The organism is Pseudomonas sp. RIT357 (genome assembly GCF_000632245.1).
Taxonomy (GTDB): domain Bacteria; phylum Pseudomonadota; class Gammaproteobacteria; order Pseudomonadales; family Pseudomonadaceae; genus Aquipseudomonas; species Aquipseudomonas sivasensis.
The window spans coordinates 332851-359343 of sequence record NZ_JFYX01000046.1; the positions used below are offsets into that span (position 1 = coordinate 332851).

Sequence of the window (26493 nt, forward strand, 5' to 3'; positions counted from 1 at the left end):
GCGCTGCGAGGATATTCGCTTCATGTCACAGTCGTTGGCCACACGCTATCCCCTGGTATTGGTGCCCGGCATGCTCGGATTTGTGCGCATCGGGTTTTTCCCCTACTGGTATGGCATCGTCCCGGCTTTGCGGGCTGGTGGGGCTCAGGTATTCCCGATACAGGTGGCACCGCTGGACTCCAGCGAGGTGCGTGGCGAGCAACTGCTGGTGCAGATCGAGCGCATACGCCGCGAGACTGGGGCGGAAAAGGTCAACTTGATCGGCCATAGCCAAGGCTCACTGACTGCGCGCTATGCAGCAGCCCTGCGCCCGGATTGGGTGGCGTCGGTGACTTCGGTGGCGGGGCCGAACCACGGTTCTGAGCTGGCGGACCATATCCACACGCATTACCCCATCGACGGCGCCAAGGGCCGGATCATGAGCGCGCTGTTTCACCTGGTCGCCTGGGTGATGGGTGTGCTGGAAACCGGTTATCGCGGGCCGCGCTTCAAGGCGGATCTGCAGGCGTCTCACCATTCCCTCACCAGTGAAGGTGTGGCTTTGTTCAATCGCCGGTATCCCCAAGGCTTACCCGAGACATGGGGCGGGCAGGGTGCGGAGGTGGTCAACGGCGTGCGCTATTACTCGTGGTCCGGCACGTTGCAGCCGGGCATCACGGATCGGGGCCGTAATTTGTTTGATGGTACCCACCGCAGTTGCCGCTTGTTCGCCCGCAGCTTTGTGCGGGAAAAGGGCCAGTGTGATGGCATGGTCGGGCGCTACAGCTCACACCTGGGCACGGTGATTGGTGATGATTTTGCCCTGGACCATTTTGATATCGTCAATCAGTCCATGGGGCTGGTGGGCAAGGGCGCCGAGCCGATCCGATTGTTTGTGGAGCATGCCCGGCGCTTGAAAGCGGCAGGTGTTTAAGCCCGTCGGCGCACCGGTGTGGTCCAGCGCTCCGACAAGATCACCCCACCCAAGGTCAGCAAACCGCCCACCAGGTGATACAACGCCAGCTCCTCCTTCAATACCACCGCCGCAATCAACGCGGTAATCAACGGCAGCAGGTTGAAAAACAGCGTGGTACGGCTTGGCCCCAAGGTCTTCACCGAGTGCATCCACGCCAACGGCGCGAGTATCGACGCCAGTAAACACGCGTACAGCACCAGTGGGATATTTGCCCAGCCCAGGCCGGTTTTGGCCGAGAACAGGAACAGCGGAAACAACACCACCACCGCCACCAGTATCTGCAAATACAGCAACACCAACGGCGGTAGGCGCAGCTGCCATTTTTTCAGCAAGGTGCTGTAGACCGCGTAGGCCAGGGTGGCGACCAGCATCATGGCGTCGCCCAGGTTGACCCCATGTTGCAACAGCGCGCCCAGGCTGCCGGACGACACCACCACGACCACACCGGCAAACGACAGCACAGCCCCGGTGAGTGCGCCGAAGGTCAGGCGTTGGCCGAGGCTGATGATCGCTGCTGTCAGGGCCATCAACGGCATCAGCGACAGGATGATGCCCATGTTGGTGGCAGTGGTCAGGGAGGCGGCGTAATACGCCAGGCTTTGGTACACGGCCATGCCCAGCACGCCGAGGATGACGATCTTGCCCAGATTCGGGCGGATCTGCGCCCAGTGAGCGATCACCGGCTTGAGCATGAACGGCGTGAACAGTAGCGCCGCCAGCAGCCAGCGGTAAAAACCGATCTCCGACGGGAAAATCGAGCCCACGGCCAGTTTGTTGACCACGGTGTTGCCGGCCCAGATAAAAATGGCCAGCAGGGGATACGCGTACTGCATCGAAAGAAACCAAGTGTGTTGATGAAGCGGGATTATCCCCTGTCTGGATCGAAGCCTATACTGCGATCCAGACAACTCACCTTTGCATCCAGACAATATGGCCCGACACACCGTACGCCTCGCCGATTTCCGTAGCTTGCCCAGCCCGGTCTACTTCCGTTATTCCGACTTTGCCCCTGACACCGAGTGCACGCCGCACCAGCACTTCTGGGGCTCGCTGGATTACTCCGCCAGCGGTGTGATGCGCATGGAAGTGGCCGGTAACCGCTTTATGTCGCCGCCGCAGTACGCGGTCTGGATCCCGCCCAATACTGAGCACAGCTCCTACAACGCCCAGGCGATTGTCTATCACTCGGTCGGCCTGGCCCCCGAGCTCTGCGAGCAACTGCCACAACAGCCTTGCACACTGGCGATCAGCGACATTCTCAAGGCGATCCTGCGCGACTTCGCCCGGCGTGACGTGAATATTCCGCATTCCGAAGCCGATATCCGCCTGGCCCAAGTATTGGTGGATCAACTGCGGCAGGCACCGATCCACGACGGTTTCCTGCCCTACGCCCGCCGCCCAGGGCTGCTTGGCGTTCTGGAAGGTATGCAGGCCGACCCCGGCGATAACCGCCCGCTGGCGCAATGGGCTGAACAGGTGCATGTGAGCGAACGCACGCTGGCGCGCCAGTTTGTGCGCGAGTTGGGCATGAGCTTCGGTGAATGGCGCCAGCGTCTGCGCTACCTGGCGGCCATCGAAGCCCTCGACAGCGAACGCAGCGTGCAGCAGGTGGCGTTCGACCTCGGCTACAGCACCGCCTCGGCGTTTATCGCGATGTTTCAGCGCCATGCCGGCTGCACGCCGGAGCAGTACCGCCGGACGAATATTCGCTGTGGATGAAGATGTAACAGGCTTTGACTACACTGCGGATAGGCCATGCCCATCGGCGTGGTAACAGGGAGAAAACTCCATGAAGATGCTGCGTATTCCGTTATTGATGATGGGCTTGCTGCTGTGTTCCCAAGGCTTTGCCGCCACTGCCCAGCAAAACAAAATGACCACCTGCAATGCTGAGGCCACCACCAAGACGCTCAAGGGCGACGAGCGCAAGGCGTTCATGAAAACCTGTCTGTCGGCCCCGGCTGCCAATGACGCCAAGACCCTGACGCCGCAGCAGCAGAAGATGAAGGATTGCAATGCGTCGGCGAAAACCAAAGCGCTGACCGGCGATGCGCGCAAGACGTTCATGAGCACCTGCCTCAAAGGTTGATCACGATTTCGTAGGTGCTGAAGATTAAAAGTGGGAGGGGAGGTGCCCCTCTCACACTTGATCGCATTCACAACCTATCCACTCGCTTGATTCTCTGAAGGCTGGCAGACTGCCCATCCTTTAACGCCGTTCGTTTTGAGGCTGTATGCCAACGTTTTCTCAGCGTCATGTGTTGTTGCTGGCCAGCTACATCATCATTTTCGGCGGACTGCTGCTGGTGCTGCCGCTGAAATTGCTGCCCAGCCTGCTGGCCGGTTTGTTGGTCTATGAACTGGTCAACATGCTCACCCCCCAACTGCAACGGCTGATCGAAGGCCGCCGCGCGCGCTGGCTGGCAGTGGCGTTGCTCGGGACCCTGATTGTCAGCGTGCTTGCGCTGATCTTCGCCGGCGCCATTAGCTTCCTGCTCCACGAAGCGGAAAATCCCGGGGCTTCCCTCGACAAATTCATGGGCGTGGTCGACCGTGCGCGGGGCCAACTTCCGCCATTCCTCGACGCCTACCTGCCGGCCAGCGCCGCCGAATTCCGTGTGGCCATCGGTGAGTGGCTGAGCAAACACCTGAGCGAGCTGCAACTGGTGGGCAAAGACGCCGCGCACATGTTCGTCACCCTGCTGATCGGCATGGTGCTCGGCGCGATCATCGCCCTGCAGCGCGTGCCTGACCTGACCAAGCGCAAGCCCCTGGCGGCGGCGCTGTTCGACCGCCTGCACCTGCTGGTCCAGGCCTTTCGCAACATCGTCTTCGCTCAGATCAAGATCGCCGCGCTCAACACCGCCTTCACCGCCATATTCCTCGCCGTGGTGCTGCCGCTGTGTGGCATTCACCTGCCGCTGACCAAAACCCTGATCGTGCTGACCTTCCTGCTCGGCCTGCTGCCGGTGATCGGCAACCTGATGTCCAACACCCTTATCACCATCGTCGCGCTGTCGCTGTCGATCTGGGTGGCAGTGGCGGCGTTGGGCTATTTAATCGTGATCCACAAGGTCGAGTACTTCCTCAATGCGCGCATTGTTGGCGGGCAGATCAGTGCCAAATCGTGGGAACTGCTGCTCGCGATGTTGGTGTTTGAAGCCGCATTCGGTCTGCCGGGCGTGGTGGCGGGGCCGATCTACTATGCGTATCTGAAGAGTGAGCTGAAACTCGGAGGGATGGTTTGATTTACTAAGGTGAACGACCCTACCTACGCTGCGCGAACGGCAGAGTTGAGCACGGTAGTGCAGTCGTCACCACTGCCAAAGCCTGATCAATGATGCGGCACGCTGTAATTATCTAACCCTCAATAGGCAGGACCCGCTGATAGCGTTTGATCTAACTAACGCGAACAGAAGGACTGCATTTGATGGGTGATTCCAGTACTGATAACGATGGTAGCGGAACGACTGCCAGTGATGGCTCCGGTGTTAGCAACGACTACATAAATATCGTGGCGTCTGCTGTTCCTTCATGTTTGTTAAACGCGCCCGCGCAGACTTTAAAAACACTCGGGGGGATGACTCCTCAGCTGCCCGAGTGGTGGACGTCTTCCTCGCCCGCTGAGCGTGCGACGGCTGCGAGCTATGCCGCGCTGAGCATCGAGGCGCACAGCGCTTACGTTCGCATCATGGCTGATGTGCAGGCGATTAATGATTTCGCTGCACCACTGTTAACGCAGGAAATCAAAAAAATCTTTGGCCTGGATCTGGATGTCAATCAGGTCTGGTTGGAGCTTTATACCCATGCCAGTTTTTTCAGTAACCCAAAAATCGAGTGTTTTACCCTGTTGCAAGCTGCGCTGCATAATTTTGAGGCCTCTGAAGGAAGAGCGGGGGCTTTCTATATCAGCGAGTTTTTTAACTACGGGAAGAAAGTAGGTATTCGCCAAAAAATCCAGGGGCTGACGATCGAGAAATTTGTAGCCTTATGTCGGGATCTGGACCTGGGTGCAAAGTACCAACAGCACATAAAGGACGCACTAGGCTGGAGCGATCCTGAGAAGCTGGAGGCCGAAAAAGATGCCTTTATCCGCTATCAGAAAGCATCGCTTAAAACCGCGAGTTACATCGCGCTGTTAAAAACAGATATTCAGGCGAAACACTATCAAGCTCTGCTTGCCCTTATCGACCAACAGCAAGAGGTTGCAGTAGACGGCCACCCGCTGTGGTTGCGCGGTTTGAACTTCATGGGAATGAACCTGAACGGTTGTGTGGTGTTTGAGATCGTTGAGAAAAGCCAGAGTTTGCCAGTGAAGGTGATCTGGCCATTCTTGGACAGCGAGTCAGAGTCCGGCTTCATTGTTTACATCCCTGATGATCCTGATCATCCCGTAAAGCATTACTCTTCCCTGGCGCAGCTCAAGGCGCAGATGAAGACGCAATTTCTGCGAAAAGCCCCAGCAGCAAAGTCTTCCACTGCAGCGCCCTCTGACTATCAGCTGTTTTTCAGTCGGTTTGTAGCCTTTGAAGATCGCCCAGCCTTTTTCAATTACTTCACCGAACGAGTACCTGGACAATCCCCACGTCACGCGCCGGTGCTGCGGCAAAAAGAGCAGTTGGACTTTCTCTTGCAGTTCCGGCCCATGGGGACATCTCTGGATATCTGGGAAGAAGGCCTGGACGTGTGGGCTTGCCTCTACCGGCAGTGGCGACAAAGGGGGCTGGCCGATGCGAGACGTCAGGCAGTCCCCACTGAAGATGCGGATGCGAAGAGTCGCAGGGAGTGGATTGCCCAGTTGCTGGAAGACCTCATGGCCGTGATCGGCGTTGCTGCCTTTGCTGTGCCTGCGCTTGGCGTAGTACTGCTGGGGGCGACGGCGGTCAACCTGATGAATGAGGTGCTGGAAGGTATCGAGGACTTGTCCGTGGGGGACAAGGCGGTGGGCTGGGCACACATTGTCGGTGTGGTTAACGCCCTGGTCGAGGTTACTGTCACCGGTCTGGCGCTCAGTTACGTCGTGCCCGAAGAAATGAATATGTTCCGCCGTGTCACGTCTCCAGATGGGCGCATTCGTTTACAGAAGGTCGCTATCCCCGCCTCCAGCGAGGAGGGGCATATCACGTATACGTCGTCTGAGCCGACCCCTGACCTGCCTGCGCAGGTTGAGCCTGCGCTTGAAGCGCCCATCCCAGTAGACGAGCCTGCCGAGGTGACCCCTCTTGGGTACCGGGAGTACGCAGTAGATCAGTCCACGATCTCGACGCTTACACCCAGCGCCCAGGGCATCTATCGGACGGCTGATGGCCAACAGTTTTATATCCGGGACGTAAGAGGTGATGGTCGAGAGCAGGTGTACCAGATCCGCGATAACTTCAGGATAGAGGCCGACATTTTTGATGTGAACGTCGTCGATGCTCAAACCAACCGGCAGACAGGTTACTGGTTGCGGCGAGTAGGTCCCGATCAATGGGAGTCCATCGGGTTGAAGGGCGGCGTCGAGCCTCACCGTTTGATAACGGGGGATGACGTCCGTGATTGGAGCGAGTTATCTGAAGCCGACCGTTCTGCCAACTTAATGCGCAAGTTTGCCAGGCAGCGCGGACTGTTCTATCCCACCTTGAGACGTTACGTATTAGCGGACGGATCTACCACGCCTGAGGGGGTGGCATTTCTCGACAATGAGCACGCAGTGCGTACCAGTGTTACCGCCGAGCATTTGTCTGCATGGGAGCGACTGTCACCCAGGGAGCGGCATGAGTTGACTCGTGAGGGTTTTGCGAATCAGTACTTGATTGAGCCAGATGCTCTCATGCTGCATATCGCTCAGGATGGCTCGATCAACGACATAGGGAGAGTACTGCTCAAACATGCCGGCGGTGGTGCCTATACAAGCATTACTCGTGAGCATCTCAGTGAATGGAAAACGCTGTATGAAACCCCCGGCAGCCAATTGATGGCCCGTGATTTTGCCACGCGGCATAACCTCAACCCGATCATGTGGGGCGATTACGTAAAGCAAGATGGCAGTTTTACCAAGCAAGGTATGACCGAGCTTATTTTCGAACGGGCTAACTATGATCCGCTGACCGAGGCTCATCTGGACAAGTGGTACCGCTTGCAAAGCAAGGAGGGTCAAACGGTATCGTCCAGTGAGTTTGTTCAACGCAACAATATCGACCCATTGGAGTGGGCGCGCCACGTGAGGGCAAACGGAAAGTTCACGTTGATCGGAAAAAACCGCCTGATCTTTGGTGAACCGGGGCAGTTGCCCGCCAATCCCCTCAATCCCGAAAGCCTTGAGACGCGGATATTCACGGCACGCAAAAGCTCCAGAGTCCCCGTCAAACGTCCTGCGCAGGACCCGCTCTCACCGCAGATCAAGGTGCCCAGGCGCGAGCCGACGGTGGCTAATGAGAGCAAAGATGCAACGCTTCTCCTTGAGCATGAAATCAATAACGACCTGCCCATCCTGCAAGATCCGAGCGATGTCACGCGCAGTTTGACCGCAGAACTGGAGGGTGAGGTTGACCAGATTGAAGTGACTTACTGGAACAGTTTGCTCGACGAGTTCGGGACGCAGGAACGCCTGAGATGGTCTGAAAAAATAACCCAGGATGTTCGAAATTGGATTCGAGATGAGGGGCGTCACGCCGCGCGTTTCTTAGGCAAGCTACTGGCCAGGAAGATGACGGATGGCCCTGATCGAGGGCTGTCGGTCGTTGCGCTACGCAGGATTCGCAGGTTTGAGGTGCTGGGGCCTTATTCAGGAAAGTTGCATCAAGGCGATCCGACGCTGATGAAGGAGATTGCAGCCAAGGGGCGCCGGCCGGTGGAGACTTACTCGTTCCAGAGCTTTTCCAATGACGGAACACTAAGCGCTCATGGCAGTGGCAATATCCTTAGCCTGATCAACAGCCCGGCTGCCCCAGGGCAAGTACCAGTAGGCGAGCAAAATGTGGCGAGTATCTACGTCGGTCGTTACATGACGTTTTTTGTGGCCTGGCGGGATATTGAGGAGGGCGAGGAGTTGCTGCTGGACTATGGACCTTTCTATAAGTGGGACTGACCCGGGATAAGCGGTCAGGGATGCGTGCTTGCTCACGATGACGAGAGGCCGTCGACTGGCCGATCGCTGTTGCGAGCAAGCACGTAGGGCACGGGTGTTGATCTGTTGATCAGTTCCCGTACCGCTTGCTCGCCTCAATCGCCAGACCGCTGCCGATGCTGCCAAAGATATTGCCTTCCACATGCCGCGCATTCGGCAGCATCGCCGAGATGCTGTGGCGCAGCGCCGGAATGCCGCTGGAACCGCCGGTAAAGAACACAGTGTCCACTTGCGCCACGGTCACGGAAGCGTCGTTGAGCAGTTGCGTCACGCTGCCGCGCACACGCTCCAGCAGGGCGTCGATGGACGATTCGAACAGCGCCCGGCTCAAGTCGACGCTCAGGCCCGCTTCGATACGGTCCAGCGCCACATGGCGGCTGTCTGCGTGGGTCAGCTGGATCTTGGTTTCTTCCACTTCCATCGCCAGCCAGTGCCCGGCGCGCTGTTCGATCAACTTGAACAGGCGGTCGATGCCGCCGGTGTCTTCGATGTCATAGCGCATGCTGCCCAAGGCCAGTTGGGATTTTTGCGAGTACACCGAGTTGATGGTGTGCCAGGTCGCCAGGTTCATGTGGTGACTGGTGGGCATGTAGGCGCCACTTTTCATACGGCTGCCGTAGCCGAACAGCGGCATCATGCCTTGCAGGCTCAGTTGCTTATCGAAGTCGGTACCGCCGATATGCACGCCGCCGGTGGCGAGGATGTCGTCGTGGCGGTTGTCGTTGTGACGGCGGGCGGGCGACAGGCGCCCCAGGGAGAAGTCGGACGTCCCCCCGCCGATGTCGACGATCAGCACCAACTCTTCTTTCTCGATGGTGGACTCGTAGTCGAACGCGGCGGCAATTGGTTCGTACTGGAACGAGATGTCCTTGAAGCCGATCTTGCGCGCCACATCCACCAGAGTGTTTTCCGCTTCCTGGTCGGCCATCGGATCGTCATCGACGAAGAACACCGGGCGGCCCAGTACCACTTCTTCGAACTCGCGGCCGGCGTTGGCTTCGGCGCGGCTCTTGAGCTGGCCGATAAACAGTGCCAGCAGGTCGGTGAACGGCATTGCCGTGCCCAGCACGCTGGTGTCGTGCTTGATCAGCTTGGAACCCAGCAGGCTCTTGAGCGACCGCATCAGGCGGCCTTCGTAGTTTTCCAGGTACTCGTGCAGCGCCAGGCGACCGTATACCGGGCGGCGCTCCTCGAAGTTGAAGAACACCACCGACGGCAGGGTGATCTTGTCGTCCTCCAGCGCGATAAGCGTCTCCTCGCCGGGGCGGATCCAGCCGACGGTGGAGTTGGACGTGCCAAAGTCGATACCACAAGCACGGGCTGGGGATGGGTTTTTCATGTCTATCGGGTTCCGGTCGAAAAACGGCCGCGCAGTGTATGCCAGTCGAAGGCGGATGCGTAGGCCGACCATCCGTTAAATCGTGCTTGAAAGTGTGGGATTTGCCCCCACATCTGGTGCATACGGCAAGTGCCGATAAAACTCTGACGTACCCCCAGGCCACAAGACTCAACAGGTGCAAAGCAGCGCACGTTGTGCCCAGGGCTGTGCGATCTCGATGAAGGATGGTGAACCGCCGATGGATTTCAAAGACTATTACAAGATATTGGGTGTCGAGCCGAGCGCCGATGACAAGGAAATCAAGGCCGCCTATCGCAAACTCGCGCGTAAATATCACCCCGATGTGAGCAAGGAAAAAGACGCCGAAGCCAAGTTCAAGGACGCGTCCGAAGCCTATGAAGCGCTCAAGAGCGCCGATAAGCGCGCCGAATACGATGAACTGCGCAAATACGGCCAGCACGGCCAGCCGTTCCAGGGGCCACCGGGCTGGCAGAGCCGTGGCGGCTTTGGCGGCGGCGGGCAGGGCGAGGACTTTTCGGACTTCTTCAGTTCGATCTTTGGTAATCGTGGCGATGCTTTCGGCGGCGGCCAGCGCCGTCCGGCCGGGCGCAAAGGCCAGGATGTCGAGATGCAACTGACGGTGTCGCTTGAAGAAACGCTGTCCACCGAGTCCAAGCAGATCAGCTTCCAGGTGCCGCAATACGACGCCTCGGGCCGGCATGTGAGCAACACCACCAAGAGCCTGAACGTGAAGATCCCGGCCGGTGTGACCGACGGCGAGCGCATCCGCCTCAAGGCGCAGGGCGCGCCGGGCATCGGCGGTGGGGCCAACGGCGATCTGTACCTGATCATCAAGTTTGCGCCCCACAGCAAGTTTGAAGTTGATGGCGAAAACCTGATCATCAACCTGCCGCTGGCGCCGTGGGAACTGGCGCTGGGCACTGAAGTGGCCGTACCGACGCTGACCGGCAAGATCAACCTCAAGGTGCCGGCGGGCAGCCAGAACGGCCAGCGCATGCGCGCCAAGGGCCACGGCTTGCTGAACAAGGCGGGCCAGCGCGGTTACCTGTTCGTGCAGCTCAAGGCTGTGATGCCCAAAGCTGCCGACGACGAGGTCAAGGCCTTGTGGCAGGCGCTGGCGGAGAAAGCCGCGTTCAACCCGCGCGAACAGTTCTGAACTGACGCAAAAGCGCCAAACGGCACAACTATATGTGCCTTTTGGCGCAAGGGCGTTCGATAGGCTGAGGGCTTAATTCCTGGCCACGGATGAGCCCAAATGCCAAACATACCTTCGCCCGCTTCTTCCTCGCCCGGCTATAGCGGAGTGCATTACGACTTCCTGAAAAGCCGCGTCCCTTCCTGGTTTCTGCAGGCGCCCAAGCAGCGCCAGCAAGAGTTGGCCGACCACTCGCTGCAACTGCCGGATTGGTACCTGAAAGCCGACTCGGCAGGTCGAGCCAGCCTCGCGGTCGCTCACACCCGCTTCCGCGCCGCTCAGCGCGACCTCGAAGACAACCTTGCCCGCATTGACGACGTGCTCGATTTCGCCGAACCGCTGCTTAAAGCGCAGATTCAGCAACGTTTCAACCTGGACCTGGATGTCAGGCAGGTGTACTTCGCCCGCAAGTACACCCCCGGAAAAGAGCAAGCTGCCTTTGGTGGATTTTTTACCGTCGATCAAACCAGCAGTCCGGATGCCAATTACCGTTATCGCGGCGTAACGCTGCTTGAAGCCGCCCTGGCCAACTTCGAGCCTTCTGAAGAACAACCCTTGAGTTGCCGCGATTGCTCGATCATCACTCGATTCAGCGCGTTCGAAGGGGAGGTGATCCCGGGGTTCGACGTTCTGGAGGGTCAGGCCGTGGCCATCCTGCCTCACGAGTTTGCCCAGCTGTGTCGCTCGCTGAACCTGGGTAAGTTGTATCAGGAGCATCTCAAGGCGGTGCTTGAGCCGCAGGATCAAACCCAGCGCACCGCATTGGAGAACCAATTGCATGCGCATCAACGCCAGCAATTTACCCTGAGTCTCGATATTGCCAGCCGGCAACGGTTGGCTGACGCCAACGGGAGAGCGGGTGTGAGTGCCAGCGCACGGCGGATGCTCGATCAGGTGCTCAGCGGCTCGCGCAACGCTTACCTCGATGGCAGCCCGGTCACGTTTGCGGCGTTGAAAATCTTCGGCATTGTGCTCGTCGGGCCATTGTTGATCGGGCCAGAGCGCCTGAGCAGTGTCGATGCCGAGCGGGTGGTGGTGTATATCCCCAACGATCCGCAGCAGCCGATGCGCGAATATGCCTCCGGCGACGCGTTCATGGCCGATTTGAGAGCGCGTCTGCACAGCATCGCCTACCGCCGTTTCTTCAGCCAGTTCATCCCCGTGCAGCATCAAGGTGAGTTCTTTCAGCAACTCAACAAGCTCTATCAACCAAAGGAAAGCGACGACACGCAGACGGATTTCGTACTGCAAGCCGAGCCCGCCAGATTGCCGATCGAAGCGTTCGAGATCACCGGCGACGTGTGGATCGAACAGCGTCAGGCCCATATGCGCAAGCTGCTCAGCGATGCCAGGGCGGTGGCCGTGCCCACCGGCGACGAGGACGCGCAGGCGCGGGCCAGGCGCATGGCAGGTTTCCTGGACGCGGTGCTCAATGTATTCAACCTGGCGGCGTTTGTGGTGCCGGGGCTTGGACCGATCATGCTGGCGGTGGGCGCTGGGCAGATGATGACTGACGTGTTCCATGGCATCGAGGCGTATGAACAGGGTGAAGTCAAAGAGATGTGGCGCTGCTTTTCCTCGGTAGCGCTCAATGCTGCATTTTTTGCCGCGGGCGCTGCGGTATTGCCGCATGTTCAATGGTCGGGCCAGGTCGAAAGCCTGAGAAACGTACGCCTGCCCACAGGCGGGAAGACCCTTTGGCGTCCACGACTCGACGGTTATGAACTACCGGATTACGAGCCGCAGGGGCAAGCAGACGAGCACGGTGTGTACCGCCAGAATGGACAACCGGTGCTCGCTATTGAGGGCAAGCATTACCGTATTGTCGAGGACGCCACCACCGGGCATTACCGTATCCAGCACCCGACGCGAGCAGAGGCCTACCAGCCGTTGCTGCGCCACAACAACCAGGGCAGGTGGCTGCATGAGGCCGACCGGCCCCAGGAGTGGACAGGGGCGACGCTGATGCGGCGTATCGGCCCTGCGATGGAGGGCTTCAGCGACGAGGAGCTTGAGCAGATCCGTCAGGTCAGCGATGTCCACGAGGACCAGTTGCGTAGAGTGCACGCGCAAAGTGAGCCGGTACCGGCGGTGTTGCTGGACACCGCGCAGCAATTTCGCGCCTACGGGCAGGCGAAGGAACTCAACCGGCAGATCACGGCTGGACGTCTCTCTGCCGAGTTGACCGGTTATGCCGCCAGCCTGGTCACAGAGCTTGCCCATTGGCCGGCCAGCACGGGTATTGACGTGTTGGGAGAGGACGGGCTCGACACTTCGGCGGTGCGCTATGGCAACCGGCTGGCGACGGGGCGGGACCTGATCCGGATCAGCCGTGCCGAGCTGATGCAGGGCCAGCTGTCCAGGCGCATTGTCGAGCACCTCAGCCACGAACAGTTAACGCCACTGTTGGGTGAGCGTACAGGGCTCGACACCCCGTCGCGTGCGGCGGAATTGACTCGCCGCCTGGCGGAGTATGCGGCCACCCAGCACACCCGGCTGTTCAAAAGCCTGTACAGCGAGCGCCTTGCGCCTAAAAGCCCCGCCGTGCAGGTTTTGCAGCGCGACTTCAAGCGCTTGCCGAGCCTGATCGCCCAGGAACTGCTGGACTCGGCTTCCCCCAAAGAGCTGGAATTCATCACTGCCAAGGGTCGACTCCCCTTACGGCTGGCCGAAGAGGCGCGCAAGCTGCAGGCGCAGATGCGTCTGTTGCACGCTTATGAAGGGTTGTATCTGGAGCGGTTGGACAACCCGGATACCGAAACCCTGGTGCTGCACTCCCTGGAAAACCTGCCCGGCTGGCACGACAACATCCGGCTTGAAGTGCGCGAGGGTTCGTTCGATGGCAGCTTGCGCGCGGTGTTTGGCCCCGAGGACGCAGGCCAGCGCAAAGTGCTGGCGCGTGTGGCTGATGGGCTTTATCAACCCTTCGATGAAGAGGGCAATGAACTACACGGTACCGACAGCTTGTATAGAGCGTTGCAGCACGCCTTGCCCGATGCCCATCGCAACGCGATTAGCCTGCCCCATGTCGGCCAAGGTGATCAGTTGCATGCGTTGGTCATTCAGCGGGCGCTGCCACGGGATGCCTTAAGCAACGCCTTGCGCATGGCGCCGCGGAACAAGCCGTTCTTCAGGTTCCCGCAGCGCGCACCGAGCGGCCAGCCGGGCTATCCGTTGAGCGGACGCGGGGTGGGCGGAGTTGAGGGCACTTTCCGTCGTCGGCTGCGAACGCTTTACCCCAGTTTGACGGAGGAGCAGGTTGAGGCCTTTCTGCAGGACCGCAGCCTCACCGACGACGCCTGGCTGCGTGCGTTGGAGCGTGATTTCGCAGACCTTGAAGAGACGTTTTACAACTGGCTTTTGAAGGGGCCGAGAACGCCGTCGATTTTGCGCGCACGGTATCGGATTGTGGATGCCATCATGAACGCCTGGAGAATGACCGGCGAGCCGGACATCGATCCCCTCGGTAACGTGCGAGGGCAGCGGATCAATCTGCGAGGCGGCGCTCGCGACCAGCAGCGGATGCTCGGGGCGCAGCTGGCAACCCTGCCAGAGCTGCCAGGCAACTTCGATCATGTCACCAACCTGCAGGTGACCCGGTGCGACCTGACCAACCAGGGCGCGCGTTTTCTGTCGGCGTTCCGCAGGGTGCGGCTGTTGGACCTGAGCGAAAATCGCTTGACTGTCCTGCCGCCCGCCCTTGCGAACATGCCGTTCATGGAGGGGCTGGACCTGGCCGATAACGCCTTGGTTCTGACGGCAGAGACCGCGCAGCACATCAACAATATGACCCGACTGATTTCGCTGACACTGGCCGGTAACCCCATCGGTGAGTGGTTGAACCTCAAGCGCCTGCGTTTTCTGCAATGGCTGGAACTGGCGGGCTGCGGTTTGAAGGCACTGCCTGCGGGCCTTTTCGCCCACCCCAGGCCGCGAGGTTTTGTTCTGGACCTGACCGGCAATCCAATCACTGAAATGCCTGATGTGGCGCCGGGCTCGGACAGGGCAGAGATCATCGCCAGAATCGTGGTGACCCGTGAGTTGCTGGCGCCTGAGGCACTCGATCGGCTCAAGCTCTATATAGAGTCCATCGGGATGGATGCGGGGCGACGTTTTCCCCCCAGGGGCGTGCAGGACAGCGCCCATTGGATGGCCGGCCTGACGCAACAGGAGTGGGTGGTGAAAGCCCGCTACTGGGACGCGGTCGAGGAGCTCGAAGGCAGCGAGCCGTTTTTCAATGAACTGCGCAAACTGAACGAATCTTCCGATGCGGGAACGCCTGAATACAGGAACGATTTGACAGCCAAGGTGTGGCGCATGATCGAGGCCATGCATGAAGACAGTGTGCTGTGTGACACCTTGTTCAAAATGGCCGCTGCACCCACCACGTGTGTCGACGCCGGGGCCCAGTTGTTCAATGCCATGGGCGGGGAGGTGCTGGTGTCCCAAGCCAACGCAATTCCCAATGTCGAGCTGAAAAAAATCGAACTGCTGGACCTGGCCAGGGGGCGTGCAAGGCTCCATGAGTTGGGCCGGATCGCTCAAGCGAGAGTCAACGAACTGCTCGCGCAGGGTCGCAATTTTCCTCAATATGACGCGCAGGGTGACTTGGTGCGGCAGTACGACGCCCAGGGAAATGCGCTGCGCAGCATCGACGAAGTCGAGATATACCTGGCCTATGCCACACGGCTGGCCGGGCGTATGGATTTACCCTGGCAGTCCAAGAGCATGATGTTCAACGAGCCGGATGTCACAAGCGCGATGGTGGACGAGGCTTACCTGCGTGTGCGGGCGTTGGAGGAAGGCGACCAGCTACGCAACCAGATCGTGGAGGAACCCTTTTGGGCCAACTTCGTCGAGTCGTTGAACCCGGAACCCTTCAAGGTGCTGCAGGTCAGGGGCGATGACTTGATCAGTTTGCAGGTCGCCCAACAGGAATGGGCGAATGACGGCGACCTTTCGCCGCAGCAAAAGCAAGCGCTGCGCGAGACGATCGATACCACGGTGCTGGCGCTGGGCAAATCGTCGGTGAACTCCGTGCCGGGGCACGTGATGAGTGACGAGGAGTATTTCTCCGACATCAGCGCCGTGCAAAAGGAGCGCTTGCAACTGCTCTACACCATGACCGATCAAATCATGGGCCGCAGCCCGCAACCCGCTCAGGGCAGCGAAGCTTGAGCCCATGAGCGGGTGACGATTCAGAACAGGAAGTAACGCTGTGCCATCGGCAGCACGTCCGCCGGTTCGCACCACAGCAGCACACCATCGGCCTTGACCTGATAGGTCTGCGGATCCACTTCGATTTCCGGTAGGTAATCGTTGTGGATCAGGTCGGTTTTTTGCACGTCGCGACAGCCCTTAACCACCGCGATCTGCTTCTTCAAACCCAGGGCGTCGGGCAATCCGGCGTCCAGCGCGGCCTGGCTGATAAAGGTCAGGCTGGTGGCGTGCAACGAGCTGCCAAAGCTGGCGAACATCGGGCGGTAGTGCACGGGTTGCGGGGTGGGGATTGACGCGTTGGCGTCGCCCATCAGGCTGGAGGCAATTGCGCCGCCCTTGAGAATCAGGGTCGGCTTGATGCCAAAGAACGCCGGCCGCCACAGCACCAGGTCAGCCCATTTGCCCACCTCGATGGAACCGACGATATGGCTGATGCCATGGGTGATCGCCGGGTTGATGGTGTACTTGGCGATATACCGTTTGGCGCGGAAATTGTCGTTGCCGGCGCCATCGCCCGGCAGCGGGCCGCGCTGTTTTTTCATCTTGTCGGCGGTTTGCCAGGTGCGCGTGATCACTTCGCCCACGCGGCCCATGGCCTGGCTGTCGGAGCTGATCATCGAGAACGCGCCGAGGTCGTGCAGGATGTCTTCGGCGGCGATGGTCTCGCGGCGGATGCGGCTTTCTGCGAAGGCCACGTCTTCGGCAATGCTCGGGTCCAGGTGATGGCAGACCATCAACATGTCCAGGTGCTCATCGATGGTATTGCGCGTGAACGGCCGCGTCGGGTTGGTCGAACTTGGCAGTACGTTGGGGAAGCCGCAGGCCTTGATGATGTCCGGCGCATGGCCGCCACCGGCACCTTCGGTGTGGTAGGTGTGAATGGTGCGGCCCTTGAGCGCGGCGAGTGTGGTTTCGACGAAGCCGGACTCGTTGAGGGTGTCGCTGTGGATCGCCACCTGCACGTCGTACTGGTCGGCGACGCTCAGGCAGTTGTCGATGCTGGCGGGCGTGGTGCCCCAATCTTCATGCAGCTTCAAACCGATGGCGCCGGCCTTGACCTGCTCGATCAACGGCTCCGGCAGGCTGGCGTTGCCCTTGCCGGTAAAACCGATGTTCATCGGGAATGAATCACTGGCCTGAAGCATGCGTGCCAGGTGCCACGGGCCCGACGTGCAGGTGGTGGCGTTGGTGCCGGTGGCCGGGCCGGTGCCGCCGCCGATCATGGTGGTGACGCCGCTGGTCAGTGCTTCCTCGATCTGCTGCGGGCAGATGAAGTGCACATGGGAATCGATGCCGCCGGCGGTGAGGATCATGCCTTCACCGGCGATCACTTCGGTGCTGGCGCCGATGGCCATGGTCACGCCGGGCTGGATGTCCGGGTTGCCGGCCTTGCCGATGGCGTGGATACGACCGTTCTTCAGGCCGACATCGGCTTTGACGATGCCCCAGTGATCGATGATCAGCGCGTTGGTGATCAGGGTGTCCACCACTTCATGGGCGAGCAACTGACTCTGGCCCTGGCCGTCGCGGATCACTTTGCCGCCGCCGAATTTGACTTCTTCGCCGTAGACGGTGAAGTCCTGTTCGACTTCGACGAACAGCTCGGTGTCGGCCAGGCGGACCTTGTCACCGACGGTGGGGCCGTACATGTCGGCGTAGGCTTGGCGGCTGATTTTCATGTGTGTGCCCTGAGAAGAATGTGTTGAATGTGACACCGCTATCGGGGGCAAGCCCCCTCCCACCTTTGATGTGTGAACACATTCAAATGTGGGAGGGGCGGTGCGACGATTCGACTTGCCCCCGATGAGGCCCTAAAGATCGCCCATGACCCGCCCGGCAAACCCGAATACCCGCCGTCCGCCGCTCAAATCGACCAACTCGATCTCACGGCTCTGCCCCGGCTCAAACCGTACCGCCGTGCCCGCCGGAATATTCAGGCGCATGCCGCGGCTTGCCGCACGGTCAAACGTCAGCGCGTCATTGGTTTCGAAAAAGTGATAGTGCGAGCCCACCTGGATCGGCCGGTCGCCGCTGTTGGCCACGCTGAGCGTGATGGTGCGACGGCCGACGTTGAGTTCGATCTCGCCGGGCTGGATCTGATATTCGCCAGGAATCATGCAGGTTGCCCCAGGGTCTTGAAGTAGATGGCGGTCGGGCTGTAGCGCCCGTCCGGGCTTTGGCAGTAATCGGGCAGTTCGCCGATCTTGGTGTAGCGCAGCGCTTGGTAGAACGCTTCGGCCCCGGAGCCGGCTTCGGTGTCCAGGTACAGCAGGCCGCGCTTGTGCTGGCGCGCGGCAAGTTCCAGGGTGTGCATCAGTTGTTGGCCGAGGCCGTGGCGGCGCGCACTGCTGTGAACCAGCAGCTTTTGCACCTCGGCGCGGTTCAGGCCATTGGCTTTCTGGCACAGCGCCAATTGCACGCTGGCCTGCACCTGTTCGTCGCGCACCACCACCCACAGCAACAGGCTGGCGTCTTCGATGCTCGACTGAACGCCGCGCAGATACTCGCGGGCCTGGGCTTCATCGAAGTCGGCCATAAAACCCACCGATGCGCCGTGCTTGACCGCGTCCAGCAACAGCTCAATCAGGCCCTCGCGGTAATGGGCAAAACTCTCTGCATTGACTCGACGCAGTTGCGCAGCGCTCATCGATCACTCCTTGGGCGGTTCGGCGCCCGGGTTCAAGGCCAGTTGCATAAAGGTCAGGTCGAGCCAGCGACCAAATTTGATACCCACCTGCGGCATTTGCCCGGTGGTGATAAACCCCAGGCGCTCATGCAGGCGGATCGAAGCCTGGTTGCCGCTTTCGATGGCGGCGACCATCACGTACTTGCCGCCTATGCGCGCGCGTTCGATCAAGGCCGCCATCAACTGCGGGCCAAGGCCTTTGCCACGCTGGTCGTTACGCACATACACCGAGTGCTCGACGCTGTAGCGAAAGCCTTCGAAAGGGCGCCAGTCGCCAAACGAGGCGTAGCCGGTGACTTCATCGTGCTCGACCGATACCAGGATCGGATACGCCTGGGCCTGACGCGCGTTAAACCATGCCAAGCGGTTGGCCAGGTCTACCGGTTGTTCGTTCCAGATCGCCGTGGTGTTGCGTACCGCATCGTTGTAGATGTCGCGGATGGCTGGCAGGTCGCTTTCACTTGCATCACGAATCATGACCGGGCCTCAGGCGATGGGTTGGTGGACGGTGACCAGTTTGGTGCCGTCCGGGAAGGTCGCTTCCACCTGGATATCCGGGATCATTTCCGGGATGCCTTCCATCACCTGTTCACGGCTGAGCAGGGTGGTGCCGTAGTGCATCAAGTCGGCAACGGTGCGGCCATCGCGGGCGCCTTCCATCAAGGCGGCGGAGATATAGGCGATGGTTTCCGGGTAGTTGAGCTTCACCCCGCGCGCCAGGCGGCGTTCGGCCACTAAGCCTGCGGTGAAGATCAGCAGTTTGTCTTTTTCCCGTGGGGTCAGGTCCATGGTTCAAGGTCCTTCAAACATCATTCATAAAAACACCGCAGATCCTCTGTGGGAGGGGGCTTGTCCCCGATGGGGAATGCCAGGCAATACATCTGTCACTGACCCACCGCTATCGGGAGCAAGCCCCCTCCCACATGTTGATCTTCATGTGCTCCAGATTCGTGGTGCGACCGCCTCTCGCCCAAACAGAGCGGGACGTAACAATTTCCATAAATCAATCAACCATCCCCGCGCCAGCAGCGCTTCACTGGCCAGGCAGCGGGCGACCAGCAAGCCGGGTAATTGGGTCAGGTCGCCGCGTACTGCATTCGGCAGAGCGCGGCATTGCTCAAGCAATTCGGGGGTGATTTCGCCAGTCACCAACAGGGTGGCAAATACCGGCTGCCCGTCCAGGCCGATAGGCGAGTCGAGCAACCCATCGGCGCCGACAATGCGCTGGCGTTCATGCCAGAGCAACTGGCCGTCGCGGCGGATATCCAGGTGCGATTGAAAGTGCCCCAAGTCGAAGCGCTCGCCACTGGCCGGACGGCCCAGGGCGATCACGTCCCAGTAGAACAATCGGGCATCGCCTTGCAGGTCGATGCGCGTGGTGAGTTCGGCCTGGGCGGCGCTGAATACGATGGTTTCCTGCGGCAGCCATTCCAGGGTGGCGCCGGCTTCGACAGTTAGTTCGAGTTGCTGGAAGGCCGGGCCGCTGGCGCGGTACCACTTGGCCGCGCCAGGGCTGGTCAATTGGGCCCAGGCACCCTCGGCGACGTGGGCGCTGATGTCCAGGCGATCCCCACCGGCAATCCCGCCGGGCGGGTGCACGATGATGTGCTGGCACACCTCGGGGCCTTCGGCATACAGGTGCTTTTGCACCCGCAGCGGGCCGAGGTGGCGGCGCATCACCGGGCGCGTGGTGTCGCCGAAACGCGCATAGCCGAGTTCCAGCTCGGCGTGCCAGCTGGGGGTGAACAGGGCAGGGGTAACGGGCAGGTTCATGTCTTTATGCTTATCGTTAGGACGCTACAGATTAGATGGTTACGAGACCGCGTACACCCTCGCTTTCCATATTTTCTCCACGGCCCTGCTGCACGATTTCGCCCCGTGACATCACCAGGTACTGGTCGGCCAGTTCAGCGGCGAAGTCGTAGAACTGTTCCACCAACAGAATCGCCATATCGCCTTGCGCTGCGAGCTTTTTGATCACTGCGCCGATCTCCTTGATCACCGACGGTTGGATGCCTTCGGTGGGCTCATCGAGAATCAACAGGCGTGGGCGGCTGGCGAGGGCTCTCCCGATAGCAAGCTGTTGCTGCTGGCCGCCGGATAAGTCACCGCCGCGCCGATGCTTCATTTGCAGTAATACCGGGAACAGTTCGTAGATAAACGCCGGCACTTCCTTGGCCTCGGAACCCGGGAAGCGCGACAGGCCCATCAACAAGTTTTCTTCCACCGTCAGCCGCCCGAAAATCTCCCGGCCTTGAGGCACGTAGGCGATACCGGCGTGCACGCGCTGGTGCGGTTTGAAACCGGTGATGGCCTTGCCTTCCCAGTTCACCGCACCCTCTTTGGCGGGCAGCAGTCCCATCAAACACTTGAGCAGGGTGGTCTTGCCCACGCCATTACGGCCGAGCAGGCAGGTGACTTCGCCGATCTTCACGTCAAACGAGAGCCCGCGCAGGATGTGGCTACCGCCGTAATACTGGTGCAGCTTGTCGACTTGCAGCATGTTCAAACCCTCCTCAAATCGTTCCGGTGGCTGGCTTTTATGGTGAATCGACTTTTGTGGTGAGCTGGCTTTTATGGTGAGCTGGCTTTTATGGTGAACCGACTTTTGTGGTGAGCGGGCTTTTTGTGGTGAGCGGGCTTGCCCCGCGCTGGGCCGCGAAGCGGCCCCTTTCCCATTCACCGCGTTCTATCAGGTAAAACTCATTGCCTGGTTTTGGGGCCGCTTCGCGACCCAGCGCGGGGCAAGCCCGCTCACCACATAGTCCTGCTAACCACAAAGTCCTGCTCAGCAAATAGTCCTGCTAACCACAAAGTCCTGCTCAGCAAATAGTCCTGCTAACCACAAAGTCCTACTCAGCACATAGTCAGTCCTGCTCACCACAAAGTCCTGCGCAACACACATTTTCGCATCCGCCTGAAGCTGTTCAGCGACCGAGATACACCTCGATCACCCGCTCATTTTCCTGCACCTGTTCCAGCGACCCTTCGGCCAGCACGCTGCCCTGGTGCAACACCGTCACATGGTCGGCAATCGAGCCGACAAAGCCCATGTCGTGCTCCACCACCATCAGCGAATGCTTGCCCGCCAGGCGCTTGAACAGTTCGGCAGTAAATTCGGTTTCGGCGTCGGTCATGCCCGCCACCGGTTCGTCCAGCAGCAACAGTTGCGGGTCTTGCATCAGCAGCATGCCGATTTCCAGGAACTGCTTCTGGCCGTGGGACAACAATCCGGCGGGGCGATGCACCGAGGCAGTGAGGCGGATGGTATCGAGCACTTCATCAATCCGGTCTTTCTGCTCGCCACTCAAGCGTGCACGCAAGCTGGCCCACACCGACTTGTCGGTCTTCTGCGCCAGCTCCAGGTTTTCGAACACGCTCAAGGCTTCGAACACCGTTGGCTTCTGGAACTTGCGGCCGATACCGGCCTGGGCGATTTGCACTTCGCTCATGCTGGTCAGGTCCAGGGTTTCGCCGAACCAGGCATTGCCATGGCTGGGCCGGGTCTTGCCGGTGATCACGTCCATCATCGTGGTCTTGCCCGCGCCGTTGGGGCCGATGATGCAGCGCAGTTCACCGACGCCGATGTAGAGATTCAAGTCGTTGAGGGCCTTGAAACCATCGAAGCTGACGCTGATGTCTTCCAGGGTCAGGATGGTGCCATGGCGGGTGTTGAGGCCCTTGCCCGCGGCCTGGCCGATGCCGATGGCATCGCGGCCGCTGCCCGCGTCAAAAATAGGTTCGAGCATGACGTTCCTCATTTCTTCAGCAAGCCGATAACGCCCTTGGGCAGGTACAGGGTGACGATGATGAACAGCGCCCCGAGGAAGAACAGCCAGTATTCCGGAAAGGCCACGGTGAACCAGCTCTTCATGCCATTGACCACACCGGCGCCGAGCAGCGGGCCGATCAAGGTGCCGCGCCCGCCCAAGGCCACCCACACGGCGGCTTCGATGGAGTTGGTCGGCGACATTTCACTCGGGTTGATGATGCCCACTTGTGGCACGTACAAGGCGCCGGCCAAACCGCACAGCACCGCACTCAACACCCACACAAACAGCTTGAAACCACGCGGGTCGTAGCCACAGAACATCAGGCGGTTCTCCGCGTCGCGCAGGGCGGTCAGCACCCGGCCGAACTTGCTCTGGGCCAGGCGCCAGCCGATGTACAGGCTGGCGACCAACAGCAGCACCGTGGCCAGGAACAACGCTGCCCGTGTGCCCGGCTCGGTAATGCCAAAACCCAAGATGCTGCGAAAGTTGGTAAAGCCGTTATTGCCGCCGAACCCGGTTTCGTTGCGAAAGAACAACAGCATCCCGGCGAAGGTCAGGGCCTGGGTCATGATCGAGAAATACACGCCCTTGATCCGCGAACGGAAGGCGAAGAAACCGAACACCAAAGCGAGCACACCCGGCGCCAATACCACCAGGCACAGCGCCCAGAGGAAGTGATCGGTGCCAGCCCAATACCAGGGCAATTCGGTCCACGACAGGAAGGTCATGAACGCCGGCAGCTCATCGCCGGACGCCTGGCGCATCAGGTACATGCCCATTGCATAACCGCCGAGGGCGAAGAACAAACCGTGACCGAGGGACAGCATCCCGGCGTAACCCCACACCAGATCCAGGGCCAGGGCGACGATGGCGTAGCAGAGGATCTTGCCCACCAGCGTCAGGGTGTAGGCCGAGACATGCAGCGGGTTTTCCGGCGAGAGCAGCGAGCACAGCGGCAAGGCCAGCAGCAGGATCAGGATGATCACACCGGTGGCAATCGTCGCCTTGGGGCCGGCCTTTTGCGCGGCCGTAAGCATCAATGGCTGGTTCATCAGTCGATCACCCGTCCTTTCAGTGCGAAGAGTCCTTGCGGGCGTTTCTGGATAAACAGAATGATCAGCGCGAGGATCAGGATCTTGCCGAGCACGGCGCCGATCTGCGGTTCCAGAATCTTGTTGGCGATACCCAGGCCGAAGGCCGCCGTGACGCTACCGGCCAACTGGCCGACACCGCCCAATACCACCACCAGGAACGAGTCGATGATGTAGCTCTGGCCCAAGTCCGGGCCAACGTTGCCGATCTGGCTCAGCGCGACGCCGCCTAACCCGGCGATGCCCGAGCCCAGGCCAAAGGCGAGCATGTCCACGCGCCCGGTGGGCACGCCGCAGCAGGCGGCCATGTTGCGGTTCTGGGTGACGGCGCGCACGTTGAGGCCCAGGCGCGTCTTGTTCAGCAGCAGCCAAGTGAGCACGACGACAAACAGTGCGAAGGCGATGATCACGATGCGGTTGTAAGGCAGCACCAGGTTGGGCAGCACTTGGATACCGCCGGACAACCATTCAGGGTTGGCCACTTCGACGTTCTGCGCGCCGAACACCAGGCGCACGGCCTGGATCAGCATCAGGCTGATGCCCCAGGTGGCGAGCAGGGTTTCCAATGGCCGGCCGTACAGGTGACGAATCACCGTGCGCTCGAGGGCCATGCCGATCGCGGCGGTGACGAAAAACGCCACCGGCAGCGCGATCAGCGGGTAGAACTCGATGGCCGCAGGCACGTAGCGCAGCATCAGCAGTTGCACCACATAGGTGGAATAGGCGCCGAGCATCAGCATCTCGCCGTGGGCCATGTTGATCACGCCGAGCAGGCCGAAGGTGATCGCCAGCCCCAGGGCCGCGAGCAGCAGGATCGAGCCCAGGGACATGCCGCTGAAGGCCTGGCCGAGGATTTCGCCAAACATCAATTTGCGTTTGACCTGGGCCAGGCTGGTTTCGGCGGCGGTGTGCACGGCGGCATCGGTTTCGACGCCAGGTGCGAGCAAGGCTTCAAGGCGCGTGCGGGCCAGCGGGTCGCCGGTGCTGCCGAGCAAGCGCACGGCAGCCAGGCGCACGGCCGGGTCGGTGTCGACCAGTTGCAGGTTGGCCAGGGCCAGGCTCAGGGCGGTGTGCACGCCTTCGTCGGTTTCGGCGGCAACTTGCTGGTCGAGGAATTTGAGCTGCGCAGGTTGCGCGGTTTTTTGCAGCGTTTGCGCAGCCGCCAAGCGCACCTTGGGGTCGGCGGCGAGCAGTTGCTGGCTGGCTTGCACGTTATCGATCAAGCCGCGCAGGCGGTTGTTCAGGCGCACGGTTTTGGTTTCGCCATTGACCGTAAGCTGACCTTGTTGCAGGGCGTCCACCAACTCGATGCGCGCCGGGTCAGGCTTTGCGGCCCAGTCCTGGAGGAGCTTGGCTTGTTGCGTCGGGTTGGCGGCCTGGAAGTCTTCGGCGTCGCTGGCGTGTGCGGCCAGGGGTAGCAACAGCAGTAGCGTCAGGAGGTAGCGTGTGAGGGCAGTGGGCATAAACAAATGTCCTGATCATGCGTGGACAGTGTGGGAGGGGGCTTGCCCCCGATAGCAGAGTGTCAGGTGATACTTCTGTCACTGACTCACCGCCATCGGGGGTAAGCCCCCTCCCACATTTGACTTGTGGTGGGGCTTTAGTTGCTCTTCACAGCGTGATCCGGTTTTTTGTCATTGCCAGGAATGTACGGGCTCCACGGCTGGGCGCGAATCGGCTCCTGGGTCTGCCACACCACCGAGAACTGCCCGTCCGCCTGGATCTCACCGATCATCACCGGCTTGTGCAGGTGGTGGTTGGTCTTGTCCATGGTCAGGGTAAAGCCGGACGGCGCGGCGAAGGTCTGGCCGGCCAGGGCTTCACGCACTTTGTCGACGTCGGTGGACTTGGCTTTCTCTGCTGCCTGGGCCCACATATGGATGCCCACATAGGTGGCTTCCATCGGGTCGTTGGTCACGGCTTTGTCCGCGCCCGGCAGGTTGTGTTTCTTGGCGTAGGCTTTCCAGTCTGCGACGAATTTCTGGTTGACCGGGTTCTCCACCGACTGGAAGTAGTTCCACGCGGCGAGGTTGCCCACCAACGGCTTGGTGTCGATGCCGCGCAGTTCTTCTTCGCCCACGGAGAACGCCACGACCGGTACGTCGGTGGCTTTCAGGCCCTGGTTGGCCAGTTCCTTGTAGAACGGCACGTTGGAGTCGCCATTCACGGTGGAGATCACAGCGGTCTTGCCGCCGGCGGAGAATTTTTTGATGTTGGCAACGATGGTCTGGTAGTCGGCGTGGCCGAACGGGGTGTAGACCTCTTCGATGTCTTTATCCGCTACGCCTTTGGAATGCAGGAACGAGCGCAGGATCTTGTTGGTGGTGCGCGGGTACACGTAGTCGGTGCCCAGCAGGAAGAAGCGCTTGGCGCTGCCGCCTTCTTCGCTCATCAGGTATTCCACCGCCGGGATCGCTTGCTGGTTCGGCGCCGCACCGGTGTAGAACACGTTGGGCGACATCTCTTCACCTTCGTATTGCACCGGGTAGAACAGCAGGCCATTGAGTTCTTCGAACACTGGCAACACCGATTTACGCGACACCGACGTCCAGCAACCGAACACCACCGCGACCTTGTCCTGGGTCAGCAACTGGCGGCCTTTTTCGGCGAACAGCGGCCAGTTCGAGGCTGGGTCCACGACCACCGGTTCAAGCATCTTGCCGTTCACCCCACCCTTTGCGTTGATCTCGTCGATGGTCATCAGCGCCATGTCCTTGAGGGACGTTTCCGAGATGGCCATGGTCCCGGACAGCGAATGCAGGATGCCGACCTTAATGGTCTCGGCGGCCTGGATAGTCCAGGTCATGCCCATGGCGGCAATGGATGCCGACAGGGTGAAAGCCTTGATCAAGCTGCGACGCTTCATGGTGCGGTCTCCATAGGTCAATGTTGTTATGTGGGAGCAATTGCAAGGGCTGTGCCTATCAGTGCCGTCGCGATGCATTCATGCGTGCTTGACGTTTTGCCCAGGATTTCGCGCACCAGATCGGGGCTTTGAACCGGATGATGTGCGCGCTGGCGCACGCTAACGGTGCGGGCTAACTACTTACCGCTCGACGCCTTCCCAGAGGTACAAGAATGGCCGCCAACACTCAGTCAAAAGGA

20 protein-coding genes are annotated in these 26493 nt (G+C 60.2%); 7 read left to right on the plus strand and 13 right to left on the minus strand.

Going from position 1 to position 26493, the window contains the following annotated elements:
• Positions 1-22 precede the first annotated feature (22 nt).
• Complete coding sequence (locus tag BW43_RS04445; protein WP_032890559.1) at positions 23-913, plus strand: triacylglycerol lipase; 891 nt, start codon at positions 23-25, stop codon at positions 911-913.
• Here the strand turns inward: BW43_RS04445 and BW43_RS04440 are convergent.
• Entirely contained in the window at positions 910-1788 is an 879-nt protein-coding gene (locus BW43_RS04440) for a DMT family transporter (protein ID WP_032890560.1), read from the minus strand. The genes BW43_RS04445 and BW43_RS04440 overlap by 4 nt on opposite strands.
• Positions 1789-1885: 97 nt before the next feature.
• Between BW43_RS04440 and BW43_RS04435 the strand changes: the two genes are divergently transcribed.
• The 4 genes from BW43_RS04435 (at position 1886) to BW43_RS04420 (ending at position 8024) form a co-directional block, all read left to right on the plus strand.
• On the plus strand, positions 1886-2674 hold the full coding sequence (locus BW43_RS04435) for a helix-turn-helix transcriptional regulator (RefSeq protein ID WP_032890562.1): 789 nt from the start codon (positions 1886-1888) through the stop codon (positions 2672-2674).
• Between the two features lie 70 nt (positions 2675-2744).
• The gene (locus BW43_RS04430) at positions 2745-3044 is read left to right on the plus strand and encodes a PsiF family protein (protein ID WP_017849707.1); all 300 of its coding nucleotides are present in this window, start codon (positions 2745-2747) and stop codon (positions 3042-3044) included.
• A gap of 145 nt (positions 3045-3189) precedes the next feature.
• Positions 3190-4203, plus strand: coding sequence for an AI-2E family transporter (locus BW43_RS04425; RefSeq protein ID WP_032890564.1), 1014 nt, complete (start codon positions 3190-3192; stop codon positions 4201-4203).
• Positions 4204-4385: 182 nt separating this feature from the next.
• A complete protein-coding gene (locus tag BW43_RS04420; protein ID WP_032890566.1) occupies positions 4386-8024 on the plus strand; it encodes a dermonecrotic toxin domain-containing protein in 3639 nt (1212 codons plus the stop codon).
• Positions 8025-8133: 109 nt separating this feature from the next.
• Here the strand turns inward: BW43_RS04420 and BW43_RS04415 are convergent, their stop codons facing one another.
• The gene (locus BW43_RS04415; protein WP_032890567.1) at positions 8134-9402 is read right to left on the minus strand and encodes an Hsp70 family protein; all 1269 of its coding nucleotides are present in this window, start codon (positions 9400-9402) and stop codon (positions 8134-8136) included.
• Positions 9403-9640: 238 nt separating this feature from the next.
• On the opposite strand from BW43_RS04415, the gene BW43_RS04410 reads away from it, so the two are divergent.
• Together BW43_RS04410 and BW43_RS04405 are read left to right on the plus strand one after the other, a co-directional pair.
• Positions 9641-10579, plus strand: a complete 939-nt coding sequence (locus tag BW43_RS04410) for a DnaJ C-terminal domain-containing protein (RefSeq protein WP_032890568.1) — start codon at positions 9641-9643, stop codon at positions 10577-10579.
• 99 nt (positions 10580-10678) lie between these two features.
• A complete protein-coding gene (locus tag BW43_RS04405; protein WP_256226930.1) occupies positions 10679-15796 on the plus strand; it encodes a dermonecrotic toxin domain-containing protein in 5118 nt (1705 codons plus the stop codon).
• A gap of 20 nt (positions 15797-15816) precedes the next feature.
• Here the strand turns inward: BW43_RS04405 and ureC are convergent, their stop codons facing one another.
• The 11 genes from ureC to urtA all read right to left on the minus strand — a co-directional run bounded on the left by ureC (position 15817) and on the right by urtA (position 26254).
• Entirely contained in the window at positions 15817-17517 is a 1701-nt protein-coding gene (gene ureC / locus BW43_RS04400) for an urease subunit alpha (protein ID WP_032890570.1), read from the minus strand.
• A 132-nt stretch (positions 17518-17649) separates the two neighbouring features.
• Entirely contained in the window at positions 17650-17955 is a 306-nt protein-coding gene (locus BW43_RS04395; protein WP_032890572.1) for an urease subunit beta, read from the minus strand.
• On the minus strand, positions 17952-18485 hold the full coding sequence (locus tag BW43_RS04390; protein WP_032890574.1) for an N-acetyltransferase: 534 nt from the start codon (positions 18483-18485) through the stop codon (positions 17952-17954). The genes BW43_RS04395 and BW43_RS04390 overlap by 4 nt, the downstream gene beginning before the upstream one ends.
• A gap of 3 nt (positions 18486-18488) precedes the next feature.
• On the minus strand, positions 18489-19001 hold the full coding sequence (locus BW43_RS04385; RefSeq protein WP_032890576.1) for a GNAT family N-acetyltransferase: 513 nt from the start codon (positions 18999-19001) through the stop codon (positions 18489-18491).
• A 9-nt stretch (positions 19002-19010) separates the two neighbouring features.
• Positions 19011-19313, minus strand: a complete 303-nt coding sequence (ureA, locus tag BW43_RS04380) for an urease subunit gamma (protein ID WP_003171437.1) — start codon at positions 19311-19313, stop codon at positions 19011-19013.
• Between the two features lie 144 nt (positions 19314-19457).
• Positions 19458-20297 carry an urease accessory protein UreD gene (locus BW43_RS04375; RefSeq protein ID WP_032890578.1) on the minus strand — a complete coding sequence of 280 codons (840 nt, stop codon included), beginning with the start codon at positions 20295-20297 and terminating at the stop codon, positions 19458-19460.
• A gap of 31 nt (positions 20298-20328) precedes the next feature.
• On the minus strand, positions 20329-21027 hold the full coding sequence (gene urtE, locus BW43_RS04370; RefSeq protein ID WP_032890580.1) for an urea ABC transporter ATP-binding subunit UrtE: 699 nt from the start codon (positions 21025-21027) through the stop codon (positions 20329-20331).
• Positions 21028-21451: 424 nt separating this feature from the next.
• On the minus strand, positions 21452-22285 hold the full coding sequence (gene urtD, locus BW43_RS04365; RefSeq protein ID WP_095186045.1) for an urea ABC transporter ATP-binding protein UrtD: 834 nt from the start codon (positions 22283-22285) through the stop codon (positions 21452-21454).
• Positions 22282-23349, minus strand: coding sequence for an urea ABC transporter permease subunit UrtC (gene urtC, locus BW43_RS04360; protein WP_032890586.1), 1068 nt, complete (start codon positions 23347-23349; stop codon positions 22282-22284). Before urtC ends, urtD begins: the two co-directional genes overlap by 4 nt.
• Positions 23349-24851, minus strand: coding sequence for an urea ABC transporter permease subunit UrtB (gene urtB / locus BW43_RS04355; protein ID WP_032890588.1), 1503 nt, complete (start codon positions 24849-24851; stop codon positions 23349-23351). The genes urtC and urtB overlap by 1 nt, the downstream gene beginning before the upstream one ends.
• Positions 24852-24988: 137 nt before the next feature.
• The gene (gene urtA / locus BW43_RS04350; protein ID WP_032890589.1) at positions 24989-26254 is read right to left on the minus strand and encodes an urea ABC transporter substrate-binding protein; all 1266 of its coding nucleotides are present in this window, start codon (positions 26252-26254) and stop codon (positions 24989-24991) included.
• Positions 26255-26493 lie beyond the last annotated feature (239 nt).

What these genes read in the sequence shown, in the direction of transcription:
- BW43_RS04415 (WP_032890567.1), bottom strand. Translation starts at nt 9,402, where the DNA reads ATGAAAAACCCATCCCCAGCCCGTGCTTGTGGTATCGACTTTGGCACG.
- urtE (WP_032890580.1), bottom strand. Translation starts at nt 21,027, where the DNA reads ATGCTGCAAGTCGACAAGCTGCACCAGTATTACGGCGGTAGCCACATC.
- urtA (WP_032890589.1), bottom strand. Translation starts at nt 26,254, where the DNA reads ATGAAGCGTCGCAGCTTGATCAAGGCTTTCACCCTGTCGGCATCCATT.
- BW43_RS04385 (WP_032890576.1), bottom strand. Translation starts at nt 19,001, where the DNA reads ATGATTCGTGATGCAAGTGAAAGCGACCTGCCAGCCATCCGCGACATC.
- BW43_RS04445 (WP_032890559.1), top strand. Translation starts at nt 23, where the DNA reads ATGTCACAGTCGTTGGCCACACGCTATCCCCTGGTATTGGTGCCCGGC.
- BW43_RS04425 (WP_032890564.1), top strand. Translation starts at nt 3,190, where the DNA reads ATGCCAACGTTTTCTCAGCGTCATGTGTTGTTGCTGGCCAGCTACATC.
- BW43_RS04390 (WP_032890574.1), bottom strand. Translation starts at nt 18,485, where the DNA reads ATGAGCGCTGCGCAACTGCGTCGAGTCAATGCAGAGAGTTTTGCCCAT.
- BW43_RS04420 (WP_032890566.1), top strand. Translation starts at nt 4,386, where the DNA reads ATGGGTGATTCCAGTACTGATAACGATGGTAGCGGAACGACTGCCAGT.
- BW43_RS04405 (WP_256226930.1), top strand. Translation starts at nt 10,679, where the DNA reads ATGCCAAACATACCTTCGCCCGCTTCTTCCTCGCCCGGCTATAGCGGA.
- BW43_RS04395 (WP_032890572.1), bottom strand. Translation starts at nt 17,955, where the DNA reads ATGATTCCTGGCGAATATCAGATCCAGCCCGGCGAGATCGAACTCAAC.
- urtB (WP_032890588.1), bottom strand. Translation starts at nt 24,851, where the DNA reads ATGCCCACTGCCCTCACACGCTACCTCCTGACGCTACTGCTGTTGCTA.
- BW43_RS04410 (WP_032890568.1), top strand. Translation starts at nt 9,641, where the DNA reads ATGGATTTCAAAGACTATTACAAGATATTGGGTGTCGAGCCGAGCGCC.
- BW43_RS04435 (WP_032890562.1), top strand. Translation starts at nt 1,886, where the DNA reads ATGGCCCGACACACCGTACGCCTCGCCGATTTCCGTAGCTTGCCCAGC.
- urtC (WP_032890586.1), bottom strand. Translation starts at nt 23,349, where the DNA reads ATGAACCAGCCATTGATGCTTACGGCCGCGCAAAAGGCCGGCCCCAAG.
- ureC (WP_032890570.1), bottom strand. Translation starts at nt 17,517, where the DNA reads ATGAAAATCAGCCGCCAAGCCTACGCCGACATGTACGGCCCCACCGTC.
- BW43_RS04375 (WP_032890578.1), bottom strand. Translation starts at nt 20,297, where the DNA reads ATGAACCTGCCCGTTACCCCTGCCCTGTTCACCCCCAGCTGGCACGCC.
- urtD (WP_095186045.1), bottom strand. Translation starts at nt 22,285, where the DNA reads ATGAGGAACGTCATGCTCGAACCTATTTTTGACGCGGGCAGCGGCCGC.
- BW43_RS04440 (WP_032890560.1), bottom strand. Translation starts at nt 1,788, where the DNA reads ATGCAGTACGCGTATCCCCTGCTGGCCATTTTTATCTGGGCCGGCAAC.
- ureA (WP_003171437.1), bottom strand. Translation starts at nt 19,313, where the DNA reads ATGGACCTGACCCCACGGGAAAAAGACAAACTGCTGATCTTCACCGCA.
- BW43_RS04430 (WP_017849707.1), top strand. Translation starts at nt 2,745, where the DNA reads ATGAAGATGCTGCGTATTCCGTTATTGATGATGGGCTTGCTGCTGTGT.